Genomic DNA, 17,846 nt, shown 5'->3' with positions numbered 1-17,846 from the left:
TATATAAAACTACAATTCTAGCATTATGGAAAAACAAAATTTTAACGATCTAATCAATAAAGCTAAGGCTAATAATCAAGCGAAAACAATTCAAAAGGTAGTTCCTATTCCTACTAAAGAAAATGAAGAAGTTCAGTTTTCTTTTTACCTAGATAAAAACCTGCTTAAAAAGATTAAACAACACGCTTTAAACAAAGATAAGAGCATTAAAAACATCATCAACAAAGCCTTAGAGAACTATATAAAAAGTAAGTATTGATACTTTATTCACTACCTTTATAAAAGAAAAACTAAAATGAAAATTCTATTTGTATGTTCGGCTAACAAAGAGCGTTCTAAAACTGCTGATGATTATTTTTCTGAAAAGTACCCAAACATTGAGTTTCAATCTGCTGGAACAAATATTAATCTTTGTAGAAAAGAAGGTACTAATGAGCTAACTGAAGATTTATTGATTTGGTCTGACAAAGTTTTTGTTATGGAAACAAAACATTTTAACCTTATAAAAAAGTATACAAATGGAAAGTATGGAAATAAAATCACTGTGTTAAATATACCTGATAATTACAAGTATTATTCTCAAGACCTTATTGATATTCTGAAACAGAAAATAATACTTTAAAAATTAAAAATAACCAATAAAGCTATGGAAAACTATAACAAAACAATCTAACATTTAAAATATCTGTAGTATCTTGCATAAGATTTACGGATGTAAAAAGACATATTAATTTATAAAGCGTTTAGCTTTTGATTTAGTAACTGAAATCGCCAAAATTTTAAGCACACTAAATTCAAAACTAAGACGCCCACGTTCTGCGTGGGCTGTTCTTATTTGGTGTGCGGGTGTTTGGCGATACCTAGTTACTAGTAAGATTCAGTTCCACGCTTTTTTTATTCATTTTATATCATGGAAAATCAACACAAACAAATCGCCAACATTCAATTACACTTATCAGAAAACTGTACTGACTTAGAAAAAGAAATTCTTCAAACTTATTGGGAGTTTAACGAATCTGAACTCGTAAATAATCCTAAGTTCATTAGAGATAAATATAATTTAAGACAATCGGAATTAACTAAACTATATACTCTTGCAAAAATCTCATTTTATGCATGTTGCAAAAACTGTAACTCATACGCTCATTATGAAGTTAATAATCATTCTGTTTTCCTACAACTTCTTCAAAAACTAAAAAACAGTAAAAGAAATCAATATAGATGTAGAGAATGTGAAAACATCTCAGAGATAAAAACTAAAGAAAAGAGAATCAAGAATCATGAAGAATTACTTAATAAATTAGAACAAGCTATTGAAAATAAAAACTGGAAAAACCTATCTAATTTTGAAAAAGCATTATTAAAAAACAGTTTAACAATGCCTTTTCCCAATTTAAAAAAACACTATGAAAATATTCTCGGACAAAGCCATTACTTAAAATTCATTAGAGCTCTAGAAACTTTAGAAAATCATAATCTACTAATTCTAAAAAAAGATCCAAAAGGTCAGATAGAGAATCATTACTATATTCCAAAACTATTAAAAATAAAAGATCAAATTATTACTGATAAAGTTCATTCTAAATCTAAAGCTTATTTTAATTCTGAAACCAACGAATTAAAGCTTAAACTTACTATTAATAAAGAAAAGTTCCACCCTGACAGTCCGTTATATGCAGGAACAATAACCTTTAAAAAACAAATTGTTATCAATCCTGATATTGAATATATTTTCGCACAATGGGAAAGAGCAAATAACAATTTATATTTCACTCTTATTCCAATCTCTGAATTTGAAAAATTCCCCGAACAAAAACCTATTTCAAAAGTTCCTAAAATTTTAAGACAAGGGATTCATGAATTTTTTAAAAATTCAGGAAGCAATTTAGACTTCTAAAAATACCAAGCTCTTCTTACTTTCAAAAGAAGAGTTTTTTTATTTCTTATTTATATAAAAATAGAATTATATTTTTATATTTATGGCAGTTAACTTGCTATGTTTAACTTCTTTTATTGATATACAAAAATTGCTAGACTCTAAAAACGTATATTAAATCAGGTATTGATGAAGTAGTAGTCTTGTCCATTTTATTTTTTATAAGAATATACTAAGCAAGGAATAACTAAAAAGGATAAGTCAAGATAAAACTTCTCTTATCCCGAAATACAAACCAGATAAACAAACTTTTTGTTTGTATACAACAAGTTGTGAGTAATTTGAATAAAATGCAAAATGGAATAATTTATAGTGTTTTAAAATTCGTCTTTGATAATCTTAAGTACTTATCAATTGTCGAATTATTTAAATTTTTATTTGTAAAGTTCTTTGCCGATAGAAATGATGTTTTAAGTCGAGTTAAATACTTAAGACTGGCGGTCGATATTTTTATAATTCTAAAATGGACTTTGGTGATTGTACTTCTCAAATACTCAATTAATAATTCATTTTTGACATTCTTGGTATGGTATTTAATCATTTCAAACATTTACACATATTTCTACTATCATATTTGGAAAGAAGAGTCATTGAATCCTGACAACTTTTCCATTGACAGAACTAGAAGGAGATTTATAACGTTATTACTTTCTATAGGCTTTTCAAATCTGTCTTTTGCATACCTATTTAGATTGCCTTATGTTTCCGACTTTAAGTGGAGTCAAGATATACCATTAAATATTAAATCTTTATGGTTTAGTTATGCAAATTCAATAACTGCAGACTATGAATATGTAAAACCAATTACCGAAACTGGAATTAACCTAACTATAACTCAATTAATAATAAGTTTTGTTTTTCTAACAATTATCCTTGGAAAATCACTACCGCAAACTACTTCAACAGAATAAGAAAATGGCTTACAGAAATAAAACATACGTTTGCTTTGACGCTGATGGTGACATTGAGTATTACAAAGCAATGAAAAGTTGGAAAGCTTCAGACAATATTGACTTTAATTTTCACGATGCTCACGACTTAAATAATATTCGAGAAACGAGTAACGAAGAAACAATTAAAAGAAGATTACGTGAAAGATTTAGTGATACAAAATTGCTTATAGTTTTAGTTGGTAGTCAAACCAGGTATCATTACAAATATGTCCGTTGGGAAATCGAAGTTGCTTTAAGATTGGAAATTCCAATAATTGCAGTCAATATTATTGATAGTAATACAAGAGTTTATGAAAAATATCCGCCAATATTAAGAGATGAATTAGTTTTAAATATTCAATTTAACAGACATTTAATTAAATATTCGATTGACAATTGGATTGCGGAACATAATCGTCTTAAATCTAAAGAAGAGATTAATAATAGGGTTTGGAAAGACCACATTTATCAAAATCTTGGACTAAAACAAACTACTCACAACAATGGCTATAAGTAATTGCTTGGTCTCGCCCACTTCTGAAAATCCTCGTGGATTTTCAGTTTGGCGTGTACTTGTAACGTCAAGCGTTAAACCACATAACCACCTACATACAAGATAGTTAACTTCAATTAAAAAATAAAGGGACTTTTTAAATAACCTTAGACCTTACTTAAAATAAAAAAATAAACAATGAATACATTAGTAACAGATATCATTTCAAAAGCAAAAATAAATGACATTAATAACCTAACAAAAAATGACATTTTGAAAATTACAGAATTACAAGCAAACAACCAACTTCAAGAAAAGCATATTGAAGCACTTGTGAAAATTTACCCTGATTTTGTAAAACATCAAGTTGAAATAATTAAAGCTTTTACTAATACAGTAAACAATATTAAGGAAGAACATATTAAAGCATATGATAATATTAAAACTAGTATTAATGCTTTAGCAGATATTATTAAAATTATTGCTCAAAAAGACAATTCTGATGAAGTAACAATAAAGTTAATTGAAAGTTCAGAGAAACTTGCTGATAAATACAAAGAAATACTTGAAATTCAAGAAAGAATGAACAAGAGTAATAATAAAATTTGGATAACTACACTAACGTTTCTTGGAGGAGCCTTAATGTTAGGTATAGGTGCTTTATTAAGTGGAGGAAGTAGCGGAGGAAGTAGCGGAAAAAAATAAATAGGAAAAAACATAAAAACTACACCTAACAATGGTTACAAGTAATTGCTCATACTCCTCTACTTCTGAAAATCAGAAAGGTCTTATCAGCTCACATGTAGCTGCTAAGACAACCTGTAAAACACTTATTTACTACAGTATAAATAATTTCTAATAATATAATTAAAGTAATTATGGGAAAAGGGACTGACTCCTTTAAAAGCGAACTAGGCAAAAATACTGCAAAATGGGTTAGTAACATTTTTTTTGGTGATGGACACTCAACACCATATAGAACAAATGTAAAAGTTGAGAAGCTACAATTAGAGCTAAAAAAACAGAAAAAAGAAAATAATTTAATTTCTAGAAAAATAAGATACTTAAATAATAATGAGAATAAAACATCTTTAGAGTATAAAAAAGAAGAAATTATAACAACTAAAGTACCTAACAACAAAAATGAGATTATGGATTTTTCTTATTTTCTTTTTTCCGTAGTAAAAGTTTATGGTTGGAAATCTGATGAAAATGAAAAAGGTATAAATTCTCTTTCTGATGTTTGCTTAGTAAAACTTGAACAATGTTTAATGAAGCTAAAGCTATACAATAATACCGAAGAGGCTAATCTCATTAATAAAGAAATAAAAAATCTTAAAAAGAAAAGGTTCTTTCAAAAAAACATGGTTTACATAGGACTTGGTCTCTTTTTTTTAGTTGCCTTAGTTCTATTAAAACTAGGTGTTATTAAATAATTTCACAGACAAAAAACACATTCTAAATAACAATAATAATGGGTATATTATCATTTCTATTTTCTTCAAACCCAAAAGAAGAAATAAAACGTTGCAAAGAAAGAATAGAAAATCATCAACGAAACGTTGAAATAAGTATAAAAAATGCGCAACGTTCAAAAGTCCCTTATTTAATCAAAGGGCATAGAGAAAAAGCAAAACATTTTAGAAAGTTAATTAAAATGGAAAGAGATAAAATAATAGAACTTAAAAAAAAATTGAAATAAAAATATGTTGAATAAAATAAAAGAAATAGGGAAGCCAAGTATAAAGCTAAATAAATCTTATTTTCCTTTATCTTTTTTCAAAAAAAACAAAAACAACAAAAAAATAGAAGAAAAAACTTCACATATATTAAAAAAAATTACTAAAAAAGTAAGTATTGAAGACATAAAAACAGTTGGTGATAAAATAGGAAACTTTAATAAAGGACCTCTTAAAGAAGTTTGGAATATGGTTCTTCAATTGTGGGATGTTTGTAAATCCGAAGAAAGGAATTGGAAAGAAAAAGCTATGGCTATAGGGGCATTGATTTATGTAATAACTACTATTGACGCTATACCTGATGCAATCCCTGCTTTAGGCTTTTTAGACGATGTTGGAGCTGTAATGGCTGTATTTGCTAGTCTAGGATTAATTGAAAAACAAGGAATTAACTCTAATTATGATGGCTTTTTAAAAAAAAAGAAAATTAATTCCGAGTTTATATATTCAAAAATCAAAGTTATAGTTTCTGGTATTTCACTTTGCGCTAATTCTGATTCCGACTTTTCCGAAATAGAAAAAACAACAACAAATGAAATAATAGAGTTCTTTATATTTTCAGACGAAGGTTTTGCTTCTAAACAAATATTGGAAGAATCAAAAATAGAAAAACACACATTAAAAGATTTAATAAACAACTATATAGAAAAGCCTCTAGAAAAATCTGAAATTATAAATTTAATTGAACTAAACGATATAAATAAAGAAGAGTATTATTTATTTATTTTTATGGTTGCTTTTGCTAATAATAATATTAATTCAAATGAAAGAGAATTTTTAAATAAATTAAGTAAATCTTTAGATATTAAAAACCAATCAGAAATAGAAAACAGTGTTAAAAACAATATCTAATTTATAAAAAGTATAGAATAATAAACTTTTATATATACTTAATAACAAGTAATCAAAAAAATGGCTTTTCTCCATACAAATTAAAATAGACAACCTTTTGTCAATACTTTAATTATTAAATAATTCTCTAAAAATAATAATCATATTTTTTATTTTTCAGAACCTATTTCCAAAAATATTGAAAATTAATAAAGAAAAACACTGTTAATAAAAGGGTTTTTACTTTTTATTATCCATCTTAAAGTCAGAAGAAAAAAAAGAGAATTACACAATTAAACATATAAAAGTTAAACTATGAATTTTAACAAAATAAATTACTCGAAGTTAAACCCTAAACAAAAAGAAATATTTAACTTCCAAAAGATTGCAGGCTTATTAGCTGATTATGGTTTTAATTGTATAAAACTTGCAGATGATTGGCAAGGTGCAGATTTTATAGCTTACCATAAAGATGGAAATGAAACACTCTTGGTACAATTGAAAGCAAGATTAACAATAGAAAAAAAATATATGAAAAAAGACCTCTATATTACTTTTCCTATTAAAAATGACAAATGGTGTTTAATATTGCACGACGAGTTAGTTAAAAAAATAGAAAACCACTCTAATTGGCTAAATACTTCTTCTTGGCTTGATACAGGAAAGTATCATTCTGCAAACCCAAACAAAAACATTTTAGATAGCTTGGCAGAATACATCATTGAATAAACTACCCAACAAGAATAATAAATATTAGACATCAAGAATTTACATAAACCATTAAGTATTTCAACATAGAGTTTACTTGCGAAATTAACTCCTAAGCTAAATAGCTTGATATAACCAAAACCGTTACATTCATTAAAAAAATATAAATGACATTTAATAGAGATAAAAAACTCGATAGAAAAGAAACAAATAAAGAAGTTTTAAAAAACAAAAAATCAACATTCAGTGGAGAAAGTTGGCTAGGACACACTAAAGATTGTGGAATTATAGATTATGAATTACTTAATGGAGCAACTAAAGAAGAATTGGTTAAAAAGAAGCGGAAGAGAACTTAGTGGAGTTGAAGGTCATATTAGTCATCTGAAAACTGAACATGGTTTGTTTGTATCTAATATAAACGGAGTTTATAAACTAGAATTCTATCATAATAAATTAGATAAGAGTCTTTCTCAAAAAGAACTAGAATCTTTAATGGATATTGATATAGATTTTGTTATAGAAAACTGTATAGTTCAAATAGAGAACTATGAAAGTATCAAGAAATGGTATTCAATAGGTATTGAAGCTCTAAATAAAAATAATGAAGAGGTTACATCTTTGGATAAAACAAAAAAATTTGCTCAAAACTTGTTAGGTAAACAAATTGGAGACTATGTTGACTTTGGAAAAGGGTTTAAAATAATTTCTATAAAAAAATTCTTAAGTGAATAAACAATTAAATTCAAACAAACTTCGCAATAAATAAGGTGTTATCTAAACTCCTCATAAAAACAACACTATGCTTAAACAATTACCTTTAATAATTATTTTTTTAGCTTTTGGCAAAATATATTGTCAAGAAGATTCCTATGTAAAACTTAAAAACATCAAACAAATTCTCCCCCACTCCACGACTAATTACGGGTTTGAAAATGGTAAATTAAAATCAATAGACATTGGTTATAGCACTACGTTTTTTGAGTACAACAATAAAGGCACTCTTTCTTCATGGTATTATATAAATGTAAATGATAAAAGTAAGTATTCAGAAAGCTTCTCTTATGACGAGAAAGGTTATATAACTAGTATAATAAGTAAAGTTGACAACAAAATACTACGAGAAGCTAAGTTTGAGTATCAAAAGAATAATGATAATGATTTTTTTATTACTAAAATTACTAAACATACTGGATACAATGGAGATTATTTCACCAAAGAAATCTTTGAGATGAAAAACAATATCTTAAAAATAACAGAAGAAAAATCAAAAATAAGGAGTAGAGATCGTATTGATGAGTTTACATTTGAAAATGGAAACATAGTATCCTACCATTTTAATATAAAAAACAAGAAAGAACAATATTTAGTGAAGTTCACATACGATAACACTACTAATATTAACTATTCTGTTATGAAAGGCTTTTATGGAGACAAACATTTTGTTAATTCTATTTTAGATAAGCCTATGAAAATAGTAACCTTACATTTAATTCCTTCAAAAAACAATGTGGTAAGTAAAAGAATTGTAAAAAAAGCTAAAAGAATAGGAGTTTCCGAATATGATTACAGTATTGAATATGATTCTAGTAATAGAATTACAAAAATTACCGAAACAGAATTAGAAAGAGGAAGAAAAAACACATTTATTCTTGAATACTAAGAATACAACTATTTCCCTCTTTCTTCCCATGTATCCTTTTACTATTACAATTATATAATTAAGGAAATCCATAATTATATATTAACTAGTTTTAGTATTTTTAGGACTTCTGAAAAATTGTTTTCTTAAAAATTAATATACATACTACACTTGCTTCATGGCAAAAAAAAACACAAAACAAAAATCAATAGAGGAAAGCTTATGGGATGCTGCCAATAAGCTTAGAGGAAAGGTAGAAAGTTCTGAATATAAACATGTTGTACTAGGATTAATTTTCTTAAAATTTACTAGCGATAAATTTGAAAAACGCAAACAAGAATTAATTGCTGAAGGAAAAGAAAAGTATGTTGACATGGTAGAGTTTTACACCATGAACAATGTATTCTTTTTAGCTCCTGAATCTCGTTGGAGCTACATCATGGAAAACGCCAAACAAGATGATATTGCCATAAAAATAGACACCGCCTTATTTACAGTTGAAAAAAACAACCCTTCTTTAAAAGGTGCATTACCCGATAATTACTTCTCTCGCTTGAATATGGATGCAAGCAAGCTGTCTGCCCTTTTAGATACGGTAAACAACATTGACACCATAGCCGATAACGAAGAGGATATTGTAGGTCGCGTTTATGAATATTTCCTCGGAAAGTTTGCAGCTTCTGAAGGAAAAGGTGGTGGAGAATTCTATACACCTAAAAGTGTGGTAAAACTCATTGCCGAAATGCTCGAACCCTACAAAGGAAAAATTTATGACCCTGCTTGTGGTTCTGGTGGTATGTTTGTGCAAAGTATCAAGTTTATTGAAAGCCATAACGGAAATAAAAAGGATATATCTATTTACGGACAAGAATATACAGCAACAACCTACAAGCTAGCTAAAATGAACTTGGCTATTCGTGGTATCAATGCCAATCTAGGTGATGTTCCTGCCGATACGTTTTTTAAAGATCAACACCCCGATTTAAAAGCCGATTTTATCATGGCAAACCCACCCTTTAACCAAAAAGGTTGGAGAGCTGATAATGAATTAACCGATGACCCAAGATGGCGAGGATATGACGTCCCTCCTACTGGAAATGCCAACTATGCTTGGATATTAAACATGATTAGTAAACTTTCTGAAAATGGAACAGCAGGTTTTGTTTTAGCCAACGGATCTATGAGTAGTAATACTTCTGGAGAGGGTGAATTGCGTAAGAAATTTATAGAAAATGATTTGGTGGATTGTATGATTGCTTTACCAGGACAATTGTTTTATACAACGCAAATTCCTGTTTGCCTATGGTTTATGACCAAAAACAAAAAAGGTGGCAACGCCACAGGCAGTAATTTTAGAAATCGTGAAGGAGAAACGCTTTTTATAGATGCCCGAAATATGGGAACCATGTTAGACAGAACCCATAAAGAACTAACAGATGATGATATTGCTGAAATCACCAATACATATCACAATTGGCGTAACAAACCTGTCACATCGAGTGATTCAGAGCAAAGCGAGGAATTGTATCGAGATGTAGCAGGTTACTGTAAATCTGCAACCTTGGAAGAAATTAAAAAGAATGACTATATACTTACTCCGGGTAGATATGTGGGAATTGCAGCCGAAGAAGATGACGGAATTCCTTTTGAAGAAAAAATGACCGAATTAAGCCAAACTTTATTTGCTCAAATGAATGAAGCTGCTGAATTAGATCAAACTATTCGTGAAAACTTAAAACTATTGGGATATGAGTAATAGTTGGAAAGAATTCACAATTGAAGAGATTGGAGATGTTATTGGAGGTGGTACACCTTCAACCAAAAATCCAGATTATTGGGAGGGAGATATTAGTTGGATAACACCAAAAGATCTATCTGGCTATAAATATAAGAGAATATCCAAAGGAGAGCGAAATATTACTGAACTGGGTTTAACCAAATCGAGTGCAAAATTACTTCCAAAAAACACTGTACTTATTACTAGTAGAGCTCCTATAGGATATGTCGCAATTGCGGACAATGAAGTAACCACCAATCAAGGATTTAAGAGTATCGTTTTAAAAGATGGTTTTGATTCTGATTATGTATATTATTTAATAAAATCTAATGTACGATTGCTTGAGTCTGTCTCTAGTGGCTCTACTTTTAAAGAAATATCGGGAAATGAGCTAAAAAAACTACGCTTCAATTTCCCTGAATTATCACAACAAAAAGCCATTGCCTATATCTTAGGTACACTAGACGACAAAATAGAACTCAACCGCAAGATGAATGAAACCTTAGAGCAAATGGCTCAGGCTTTATTTAAAAGTTGGTTTGTAAATTTTGATCCTGTATTAGACAATGCTCTAGCCAAAGGAAACAAAATGCCAGAAGTTCTAAAACACAAAGTAGAACAACGAAAAGAAGTGATATCCTCTGGCAAGTATAAAGCTTTGCCAAAAGAACTCATGGAGTTGTTTCCGTCTTCATTTGAGTATCATGATGAATTGGATAAATGGATTCCTGAGGGGTGGGACGTTTCAACTGTATCTGATTTAGCAGATGTTGTAGGAGGTGGCACACCATCTACAAAAGTTGAAGAATACTACTGTGAGAATGGAATACCTTGGTTAAGTCCAAAAGACCTATCAGGTTACGATTGGAGATATATTTCAAAAGGAGCTAAAGACATTACTGAACTAGGGTTGAAAAAAAGTAGTGCAAAGCTAATGCCTAAAGGAACTGTGTTGTTTTCTTCTAGAGCACCAATTGGTTATGTTGCAATAGCAGAAAACGAGGTTTCGACCAATCAAGGTTTTAAATCCTTAGTCCCTAAATCTGGTGTGCCTTCTGAATTCCTATTTCAGCTTTTGAAAGCTAATGTTAGTGCTATTGAAGCAATTGCAAGCGGATCTACATTCAAAGAAGTTTCTGGTACAGCAATAAAGGATTTTACAATATTGAATCCGCCAAAAGAAATTTTAGACAAGTATGAATTGATTACTAAAAAGTGGAACCATAGATTCATTCAATTACAAAAAGAGACTGATTCATTGGTGAAACAAAGAGAAGTTTTATTACCTCAATTAATATCAGGGAAGTTGCGATTAAAAAATTAAGAGATGCATATAAATAAGGTTATAATAGAAAATTATAAATGTTTTAAAGGACGATTTACACTCACCCTGTCGAATGACATTAATATTATTGTTGGTAATAACGAAGCTGGGAAATCAACAATAATTGAAGCAATTCATATTTGTTTAACAGGTCTATTGAATGGAAGACATCTCAGAAATTTACTTTCTCAATACTTATTTAACAATGAAATTGAGGAAGAGTACTTAGAAAGTTTAAAAAATGACAAAAAACTATCACCTCCTTCAATTACAATAGAAGTATATCTCGAAGAAGGTCCTGCATTGTTTGAGGGTAATAATAATCTTGAACGGACTAAATACTCAGGAGTATCTTTAAAGGTCGAGTTTGATCAAGAATATAGCGCTCAATACGAACAACTAATAAAAGCTGAAAAAGAGTTAAATAGTATTCCCATTGAATACTATAAAGTAACATGGCGTTCATTCGCGAGAGATGGCGTCACTTCTCAGTCTATACCCTTTAAGTCAGCAATAATAGATTCAACTGCAACCCGTTTTCAAAATGGTTCCGACATCTACATATCGAGAATTGTACGCAATGAATTAGACGAAAAACAAAAAGTAGATATTTCACAAGCTTATCGGAATTTAAAAGAACAGTTTAAAGAAGAACCTTCTGTTCAAGAAATAAATAAGAAGATAACTTCAATTGCCGACATATCAGAAAAAGAAGTAAAAATTGGTGTAAACTTAGCAACCAAGGATGCTTGGGAGTTTGGTCTAACCACCTTCCTTGATAATATACCATTTCAAAATATTGGAAAGGGGGAACAATGCATTATTAAAACAAATCTATCCCTCGGGAATAAAACCACTCAAAATGCTGGGGTAATATTAATAGAAGAACCTGAGAATCACTTATCTCATACCAAACTGAATCAGTTTGTAAGAGGAATAACAAATAAGTCTGAAAATAAGCAAGTTATCATTACGACTCATGATAATTTCGTGGCAAATAAGTTGGGACTTAATAACCTGATTCTTTTACATAATCAGAGGGTGATTGGGATTAAAGATTTAAAAGAGGATACTCAAAGGTTTTTTCAAAAACTTCCAGGATATCAAACCTTAAGAATGTTACTATCCAAAAAGGCAGTCTTGGTAGAAGGTGATTCAGATGAACTAATTGTACAAAAAGCTTTTATGAAGTCCAATAATGGCATGTTACCTATCGAGAAAGAAATAGATGTGATATCAGTAAAGCTAACATTTAAAAGATTTTTATACATAGCTGAACAATTACATATCCCCGTTGCGGTAGTTACCGACAATGACCATGATTACAAGAAAAAGGTTGAGAATAAGTATTCGGAATTTCAAGATATAAATTCAATAACAATATTTGCTGATTCAAGAAATGAACTAAACACGCTTGAACCTCAATTTGTGGATGCTAACAAAGATGATCTTGAAAAGTTGTGCCAAGTTATTGGAATTGATTTTAACGAGTTTGACACATCAGAGAAGATATCCGAAAAGATGAAAACTATGAAAACCGAATGGGCATTAAAAGTATTCGATTCAGATGTCGATTTAAATTTTCCTGATTATATAAACAAAGCGATTAATTGGTGTAATGAGTAACCATAAATTAATTATATCGTCTGCTGGGTCGGGTAAAACGACGTATTTGGTTAATACAGCATTGGAAGCGTCTTCAAAGAAGGTATTAATAACAACTTACACCGAGAACAATCAAAAGGAAATTAAAAATAAGTTTATTGACGTGCGTGGGTTTGTTCCGAACAATGTTACGATTCAAACTTGGTTCTCTTTTCTTATTCAACATGGGGTAAAACCTTTTCAAGGCTCTCTTTGGGAACCTCTTTATGATCACGATATAAAGGGAATGATCTTGGTCAATAAGAAATCTGGTATGAAGTATTATGACAAGAAACTCAAACGTCCAGTGTATTTTGGTGAGGATAATCCAAATAAATTCTATTTCGGTAAAGGGTATATTTATTCTGATAAGCTTGCAAAAATGGTTGTGAATACCAATTCGTCTAGTGAAGGAAAAGTAGTATCTCGAATATCACGTATTTATGACCACATTATGATTGATGAAGTTCAAGATTTAGCGGGATACGATCTCGATTTAATAAAACTACTGATGAAAGACTGTTCAAATATAACTATGGTTGGCGACCCAAGACAAGTGACATATTTGACCCATCTTGAAGCAAGACATAAAAAATACAGAGAAGGTAATATTGAACAATTTCTTTTAGAAAAATGTAAACGGTCAATTGGCGATAATGGAATTGATAAAACAACGCTTGTTAACTCTCACAGATGTTGTGCCGAAGTTTGTAATTATGCTTCTAAACTATACTCTGACTTACCTGCAACTGTAACATGCGATTGTTGTAATACTAATTCGGATACGCATCAAGGTGTGTTTCTAGTTAAACCAGAAGATGTAAAGCAATACCTGAATGCTTATGAACCCGTTCAGTTAAAGTGGAATAAAAAAGTACATATCAACCCGTTTTATGATAGTCAAAACTTTGGTGAATCAAAGGGTGCATCACATGATAGAGTTCTTATTTATCCAACTGAGAAAATGACTGAGTGGATTGAAAATTCAATTGATCTACCAAATGAGACAAGAGCTAAGTTTTATGTAGCCATTACAAGGGCTAGATTTAGTGTAGGGATTATACACGACTATGACAAAGACAAATTGTATGATGGTTTAATTAAATATCAACCTGAAAAATGAAATTCACAGAAGCACAATTAGAACAAGCCATTATAGAGCTATTGGGTAAAGAAAATTACCCACACGTTTTGGGTACAATAATTGTACGTGACAAAATGGAAGTGCTCATCAAAGAAGATATTGAAGAATTCTTGAGTACACGATACGCATCTGATAACATTACGGCATCCGAAATTCAATCAATTATCAGACAGTTAGAAAACTATTCTTCTTCTGATTTATATGAAAGTAATAAAGCCATCATGAAGTTGGTTTCAGATGGTTTTACGCTAAAACGTGAAGATCGCAGTCAAAAAGATCTATATATACACTTACTGGATTTTAATACGGTTGAAAACAACATCTTTAAAGTTGTTAACCAACTGGAAATAGAACAATACCACCTACGTATTCCAGACGCCATTATTTATATCAATGGTTTGCCTTTGGTGGTTTTTGAATTTAAAACAGCTATTAATGAGAGTGTAAGTATTCATGATGCTTATGTTCAACTAACCACACGTTATAAAAGAGATATTCCCGAATTATTCAAATACAATGCTTTGTGTGTAATTGGTGATGGCGTGAATACAAAAGCAGGATCTTTTTTCGCTCCTTATGAATTCTGGTATGCTTGGCGGTCGGAGCCCGACAGGCAAAAAAAGCAACAGCAACCATCAATCGGCATAGATAGTTTGTATTCATTGATTGAAGGTTTATTTGATCAGGCTACTTTATTAGATGTCATTCATAACTTCATTTATCTACCTGATTCTTCAAAGAAAGACGAAAAAATTGTTTGTCGTTACCCTCAGTACTATGCGGTAAATAAATTATACGCTAATATTGTTAAACAACAAAAACCACACGGAAACGGTAAAGGAGGAACTTATTTTGGAGCTACAGGATGTGGTAAGAGTTTTACCATGTTGTTTCTAGCTCGTAAATTAATGCGTAGTACTCATTTTGCGAGTCCAACCATCATCATTATTACGGATAGAACAGATTTAGATGATCAATTGTCTAATCAGTTTTCAAATGCAAAAGGCTACATAGGAGACAACAACATAGTAAGCGTTGAAAGCCGAGCCGAATTAAGGGAAAAATTGGAAGGAATAAAAAGTGGCGGTGTGTTCTTAACTACCATTCATAAATTCACAGAAGATATTCAGCTATTGTCAGAACGAACAAACATCATTTGTATATCTGATGAAGCCCACAGAAGCCAAATCAATCTTGAACAAAAACTAAAAATCACAGAAAAAGGCGTTCAAAAAACCTATGGTTTTGCCAAGTACTTACACGATTCTTTACCTAATGCTACCTATGTTGGTTTTACAGGAACTCCAATTGATGCAACACTAGATGTTTTCGGAGACATAGTTGATTCCTACACCATGACGGAATCAGTAACGGATGAAATTACTGTAAGATTGGTTTATGAAGGGAGAGCTGCAAAAGTAGTTTTAGATAATTCAGAAGTTAAAAAAATTGAAGAATACTACGATCAATGTGTAGCCGAAGGAGCTACAGAATATCAAGTTGAAGCAAGTAAAAAAGCTTCAGCTAATATGAATACAATAATTGGTGATCCAGATAGAATCCAAGCGGTAGCTGAAGATTTCGTGAATCATTACGAAACGAGAGTTGAAGAAGGATCTACAGTAAAAGGAAAGGCAATGTTTGTTTGTAGTAGTCGCCCAATTGCTTACGAATTCTACAAAGCAGTAATTAACTTACGCCCAGAGTGGGCAAAAATAAAAGCTTTTGAAGAAGGCGCTGAATTAACGGAGAAAGAGAAGAAGGAAATCAAACCAATGGAACGTATCAAAATGATCATGACCAGAGGGCAAGATGATCCTGAAGAACTTTATAATGCATTGGGCACTAAAGAGTACAGAAAAGAATTAGACAGGCAATTCAAAAACGCAAAATCAAACTTTAAAATTGCCATTGTAGTAGATATGTGGTTGACAGGGTTTGATGTTCCATTCTTGGATACCATTTACATTGATAAACCACTTCAAAAACACAACTTAATTCAAACAATTTCAAGGGTAAATCGAAAATTCCAAGGTAAAAATAAAGGATTGGTTGTTGATTATATTGGAATTAAGAAGCAAATGAATTTGGCTTTAGCCATGTATAACAAGGCTGAAAGTCAAAATTTTGAAGACATAGAAGCATCCGTAATCGTTGTTAAAGATCATCTGGATCTTTTAGCAAAGTTGATGCACAAATTTGATAGTAGTCTATACTTTAACGGTTCGGCTGTTGAGCAATTGGAAACCTTAAAATTGGCATCTGAATTCGTGCTTAAATCGGAAAAACAAGAAAAGAGATTCATGAGCTTAACAAAGCGTATGAAAGCTGCTTATGATGTTTGTGTGGGAAGTGATAAGCTCAAACAAAAAGAAAGAGATTGGATTCACTTTTACATGGCTGTTCGTTCAATTGTATTTAAGCTAACTAAACCAAATGCTCCTGATACAGCGCAAATGAACACTAAAGTTCGTGAAATGATTAAAGATGCTATTGCAAGTGACGGCGTTGAAGAGATTTTCAAATTAGGCGAAGAAGAAGAGTCAGAAATTGATATTTTTAATGAAGACTACTTAGATCGAATTAATCGGATCAAACTACCCAATACAAAAATTCAAATCCTTCAAAAATTACTAGCCAAGGCTATTGATGAATTGAAAAAAGTCAACAAAATGCAAGGTGTCGATTTTACCAAAAAGATGCAAGCTATCGTTGAACGCTACAATGAACGTAGTGAACAAGATGTTTTTAATGCTGAAGAATTTGAAATTATAGCTGAGGAATTAACAAATCTTATTTTAAACGTAAAAGGAGAATTTAATGCAGGAGATGAATTAGGGATTTCTTTTGAAGAAAAAGCTTTTTATGACATCTTAAAAACACTGGCTCACAAATATGATTTTGACTATCCAGAAAACAGATTGCTTTATTTAGCATCTGAAGTAAAAAAAATTGTTGATGACAAAACAAAATATACAGACTGGAGCAAACGAGATGATATCAAAGCTGAATTAAAGGTTGATTTGATCATACTTCTAGGAGAAAACGATTATCCACCAGTAGATCGAAATGAAGTATACAAAGAGATTTTTGAACAAGCAGAGAATTTTAAGAAAAATAGAATTGTTTAAAATTTAAACGCTAATATGCAGTAGTACGTCACTAATTGACGTACTATCAGGTTATTTTAACTTCAAAACAAAATAGAATGAAAGGTTATACAGATACTTATAAAAAAGATTTCTACAATCTAAAAGAAAAAGCCTCTTTAAATGAAAATGATTATGAACCAAGAGATTTTTATGATTTAATTGAACAAATAAATGGGGATCTTCAATATTTAGAAGAACAAGCAGAAAGGCATCCTAACTACAATTATAGCCCCGATAAAGATATTCCTGCCTCTATTGAAATTGAAAAATTAACATTATTTAAAAGAAAAATTGAAAACTTTATTAGAAACAAAGAAACTATTAACAATGACAAAGAATTAGATATAATGTTTCCTGACAGGCACGATGACGATTTTGACGAAGAGTCTATGAATTTTGATAGTATATATGGGAGCGATTAAGCTCTCTTATTTTTTAGACTACTACCCACATAATAAATAAAACACTGCAAGAATATAAAAGTAGTTTAATAAATAGTGTCGTAATAGAAAAATAAAAAATATGTA

At 30.3% G+C, this 17,846-nt stretch carries 19 protein-coding genes; all 19 read left to right on the top strand.

Translation table 11 applies throughout. The features are described from left to right. Window positions 1-25: 25 nt before the first annotated feature. The 19 genes from ACKTSU_RS06070 to ACKTSU_RS05980 all read left to right on the top strand — a co-directional run bounded on the left by ACKTSU_RS06070 (window position 26) and on the right by ACKTSU_RS05980 (window position 17,741). Window positions 26-259 (top strand): hypothetical protein, encoded by a 234-nt coding sequence (locus ACKTSU_RS06070; RefSeq protein ID WP_408035479.1) that lies wholly within the window; start codon window positions 26-28, stop codon window positions 257-259. 36 nt (window positions 260-295) lie between these two features. Next, window positions 296-622, top strand: coding sequence for a low molecular weight phosphatase family protein (locus ACKTSU_RS06065; protein WP_408035478.1), 327 nt, complete (start codon window positions 296-298; stop codon window positions 620-622). Between the two features lie 288 nt (window positions 623-910). After that, a complete protein-coding gene (locus tag ACKTSU_RS06060; RefSeq protein WP_408035477.1) occupies window positions 911-1,897 on the top strand; it encodes a hypothetical protein in 987 nt (328 codons plus the stop codon). A gap of 551 nt (window positions 1,898-2,448) precedes the next feature. After that, a complete protein-coding gene (locus tag ACKTSU_RS06055) occupies window positions 2,449-2,847 on the top strand; it encodes a hypothetical protein (protein WP_408035476.1) in 399 nt (132 codons plus the stop codon). 4 nt (window positions 2,848-2,851) lie between these two features. After that, window positions 2,852-3,385, top strand: a complete 534-nt coding sequence (locus ACKTSU_RS06050; protein ID WP_408035475.1) for a TIR domain-containing protein — start codon at window positions 2,852-2,854, stop codon at window positions 3,383-3,385. A 174-nt stretch (window positions 3,386-3,559) separates the two neighbouring features. Then, window positions 3,560-4,066 (top strand): hypothetical protein, encoded by a 507-nt coding sequence (locus ACKTSU_RS06045; RefSeq protein WP_408035474.1) that lies wholly within the window; start codon window positions 3,560-3,562, stop codon window positions 4,064-4,066. Between the two features lie 173 nt (window positions 4,067-4,239). Further along, the gene (locus tag ACKTSU_RS06040; RefSeq protein ID WP_408035473.1) at window positions 4,240-4,797 is read left to right on the top strand and encodes a hypothetical protein; all 558 of its coding nucleotides are present in this window, start codon (window positions 4,240-4,242) and stop codon (window positions 4,795-4,797) included. Between the two features lie 38 nt (window positions 4,798-4,835). Continuing rightward, the gene (locus ACKTSU_RS06035) at window positions 4,836-5,063 is read left to right on the top strand and encodes a hypothetical protein (RefSeq protein ID WP_408035472.1); all 228 of its coding nucleotides are present in this window, start codon (window positions 4,836-4,838) and stop codon (window positions 5,061-5,063) included. Window positions 5,064-5,070: 7 nt separating this feature from the next. Then, window positions 5,071-5,952, top strand: a complete 882-nt coding sequence (locus tag ACKTSU_RS06030) for a DUF1232 domain-containing protein (protein ID WP_408035471.1) — start codon at window positions 5,071-5,073, stop codon at window positions 5,950-5,952. A 294-nt stretch (window positions 5,953-6,246) separates the two neighbouring features. After that, window positions 6,247-6,660: a hypothetical protein gene (locus ACKTSU_RS06025; protein ID WP_408035470.1), complete on the top strand. Its 414-nt coding sequence runs from the start codon at window positions 6,247-6,249 to the stop codon at window positions 6,658-6,660. Between the two features lie 146 nt (window positions 6,661-6,806). Then, window positions 6,807-6,995 carry a hypothetical protein gene (locus tag ACKTSU_RS06020; protein WP_408035469.1) on the top strand — a complete coding sequence of 63 codons (189 nt, stop codon included), beginning with the start codon at window positions 6,807-6,809 and terminating at the stop codon, window positions 6,993-6,995. Beyond that, complete coding sequence (locus ACKTSU_RS06015; protein WP_408035468.1) at window positions 6,946-7,371, top strand: hypothetical protein; 426 nt, start codon at window positions 6,946-6,948, stop codon at window positions 7,369-7,371. The genes ACKTSU_RS06020 and ACKTSU_RS06015 overlap by 50 nt, the downstream gene beginning before the upstream one ends. Window positions 7,372-7,438: 67 nt before the next feature. Next, window positions 7,439-8,299: a hypothetical protein gene (locus ACKTSU_RS06010; RefSeq protein WP_408035467.1), complete on the top strand. Its 861-nt coding sequence runs from the start codon at window positions 7,439-7,441 to the stop codon at window positions 8,297-8,299. Window positions 8,300-8,456: 157 nt separating this feature from the next. After that, window positions 8,457-10,034, top strand: coding sequence for a class I SAM-dependent DNA methyltransferase (locus ACKTSU_RS06005; protein ID WP_408035466.1), 1,578 nt, complete (start codon window positions 8,457-8,459; stop codon window positions 10,032-10,034). Continuing rightward, window positions 10,027-11,379, top strand: a complete 1,353-nt coding sequence (locus tag ACKTSU_RS06000) for a restriction endonuclease subunit S (RefSeq protein WP_408035465.1) — start codon at window positions 10,027-10,029, stop codon at window positions 11,377-11,379. The genes ACKTSU_RS06005 and ACKTSU_RS06000 overlap by 8 nt, the downstream gene beginning before the upstream one ends. A 3-nt stretch (window positions 11,380-11,382) precedes the next feature. Beyond that, the gene (locus ACKTSU_RS05995; protein ID WP_408035464.1) at window positions 11,383-13,005 is read left to right on the top strand and encodes an ATP-dependent nuclease; all 1,623 of its coding nucleotides are present in this window, start codon (window positions 11,383-11,385) and stop codon (window positions 13,003-13,005) included. Beyond that, window positions 12,998-14,146, top strand: a complete 1,149-nt coding sequence (locus tag ACKTSU_RS05990; RefSeq protein WP_408035463.1) for a UvrD-helicase domain-containing protein — start codon at window positions 12,998-13,000, stop codon at window positions 14,144-14,146. The genes ACKTSU_RS05995 and ACKTSU_RS05990 overlap by 8 nt, the downstream gene beginning before the upstream one ends. Continuing rightward, complete coding sequence (locus ACKTSU_RS05985) at window positions 14,143-17,298, top strand: type I restriction endonuclease subunit R (RefSeq protein WP_408035462.1); 3,156 nt, start codon at window positions 14,143-14,145, stop codon at window positions 17,296-17,298. The genes ACKTSU_RS05990 and ACKTSU_RS05985 overlap by 4 nt, the downstream gene beginning before the upstream one ends. A 77-nt stretch (window positions 17,299-17,375) precedes the next feature. Beyond that, a complete protein-coding gene (locus ACKTSU_RS05980; protein ID WP_408035461.1) occupies window positions 17,376-17,741 on the top strand; it encodes a hypothetical protein in 366 nt (121 codons plus the stop codon). Window positions 17,742-17,846 lie beyond the last annotated feature (105 nt).

Origin of the sequence: Tenacibaculum aestuarii, assembly GCF_964510395.1 — a bacterium.
In the GTDB taxonomy this organism is placed as follows: domain Bacteria; phylum Bacteroidota; class Bacteroidia; order Flavobacteriales; family Flavobacteriaceae; genus Polaribacter; species Polaribacter aestuarii.
This window is presented reverse-complemented; position numbering and strand designations above follow the sequence as displayed.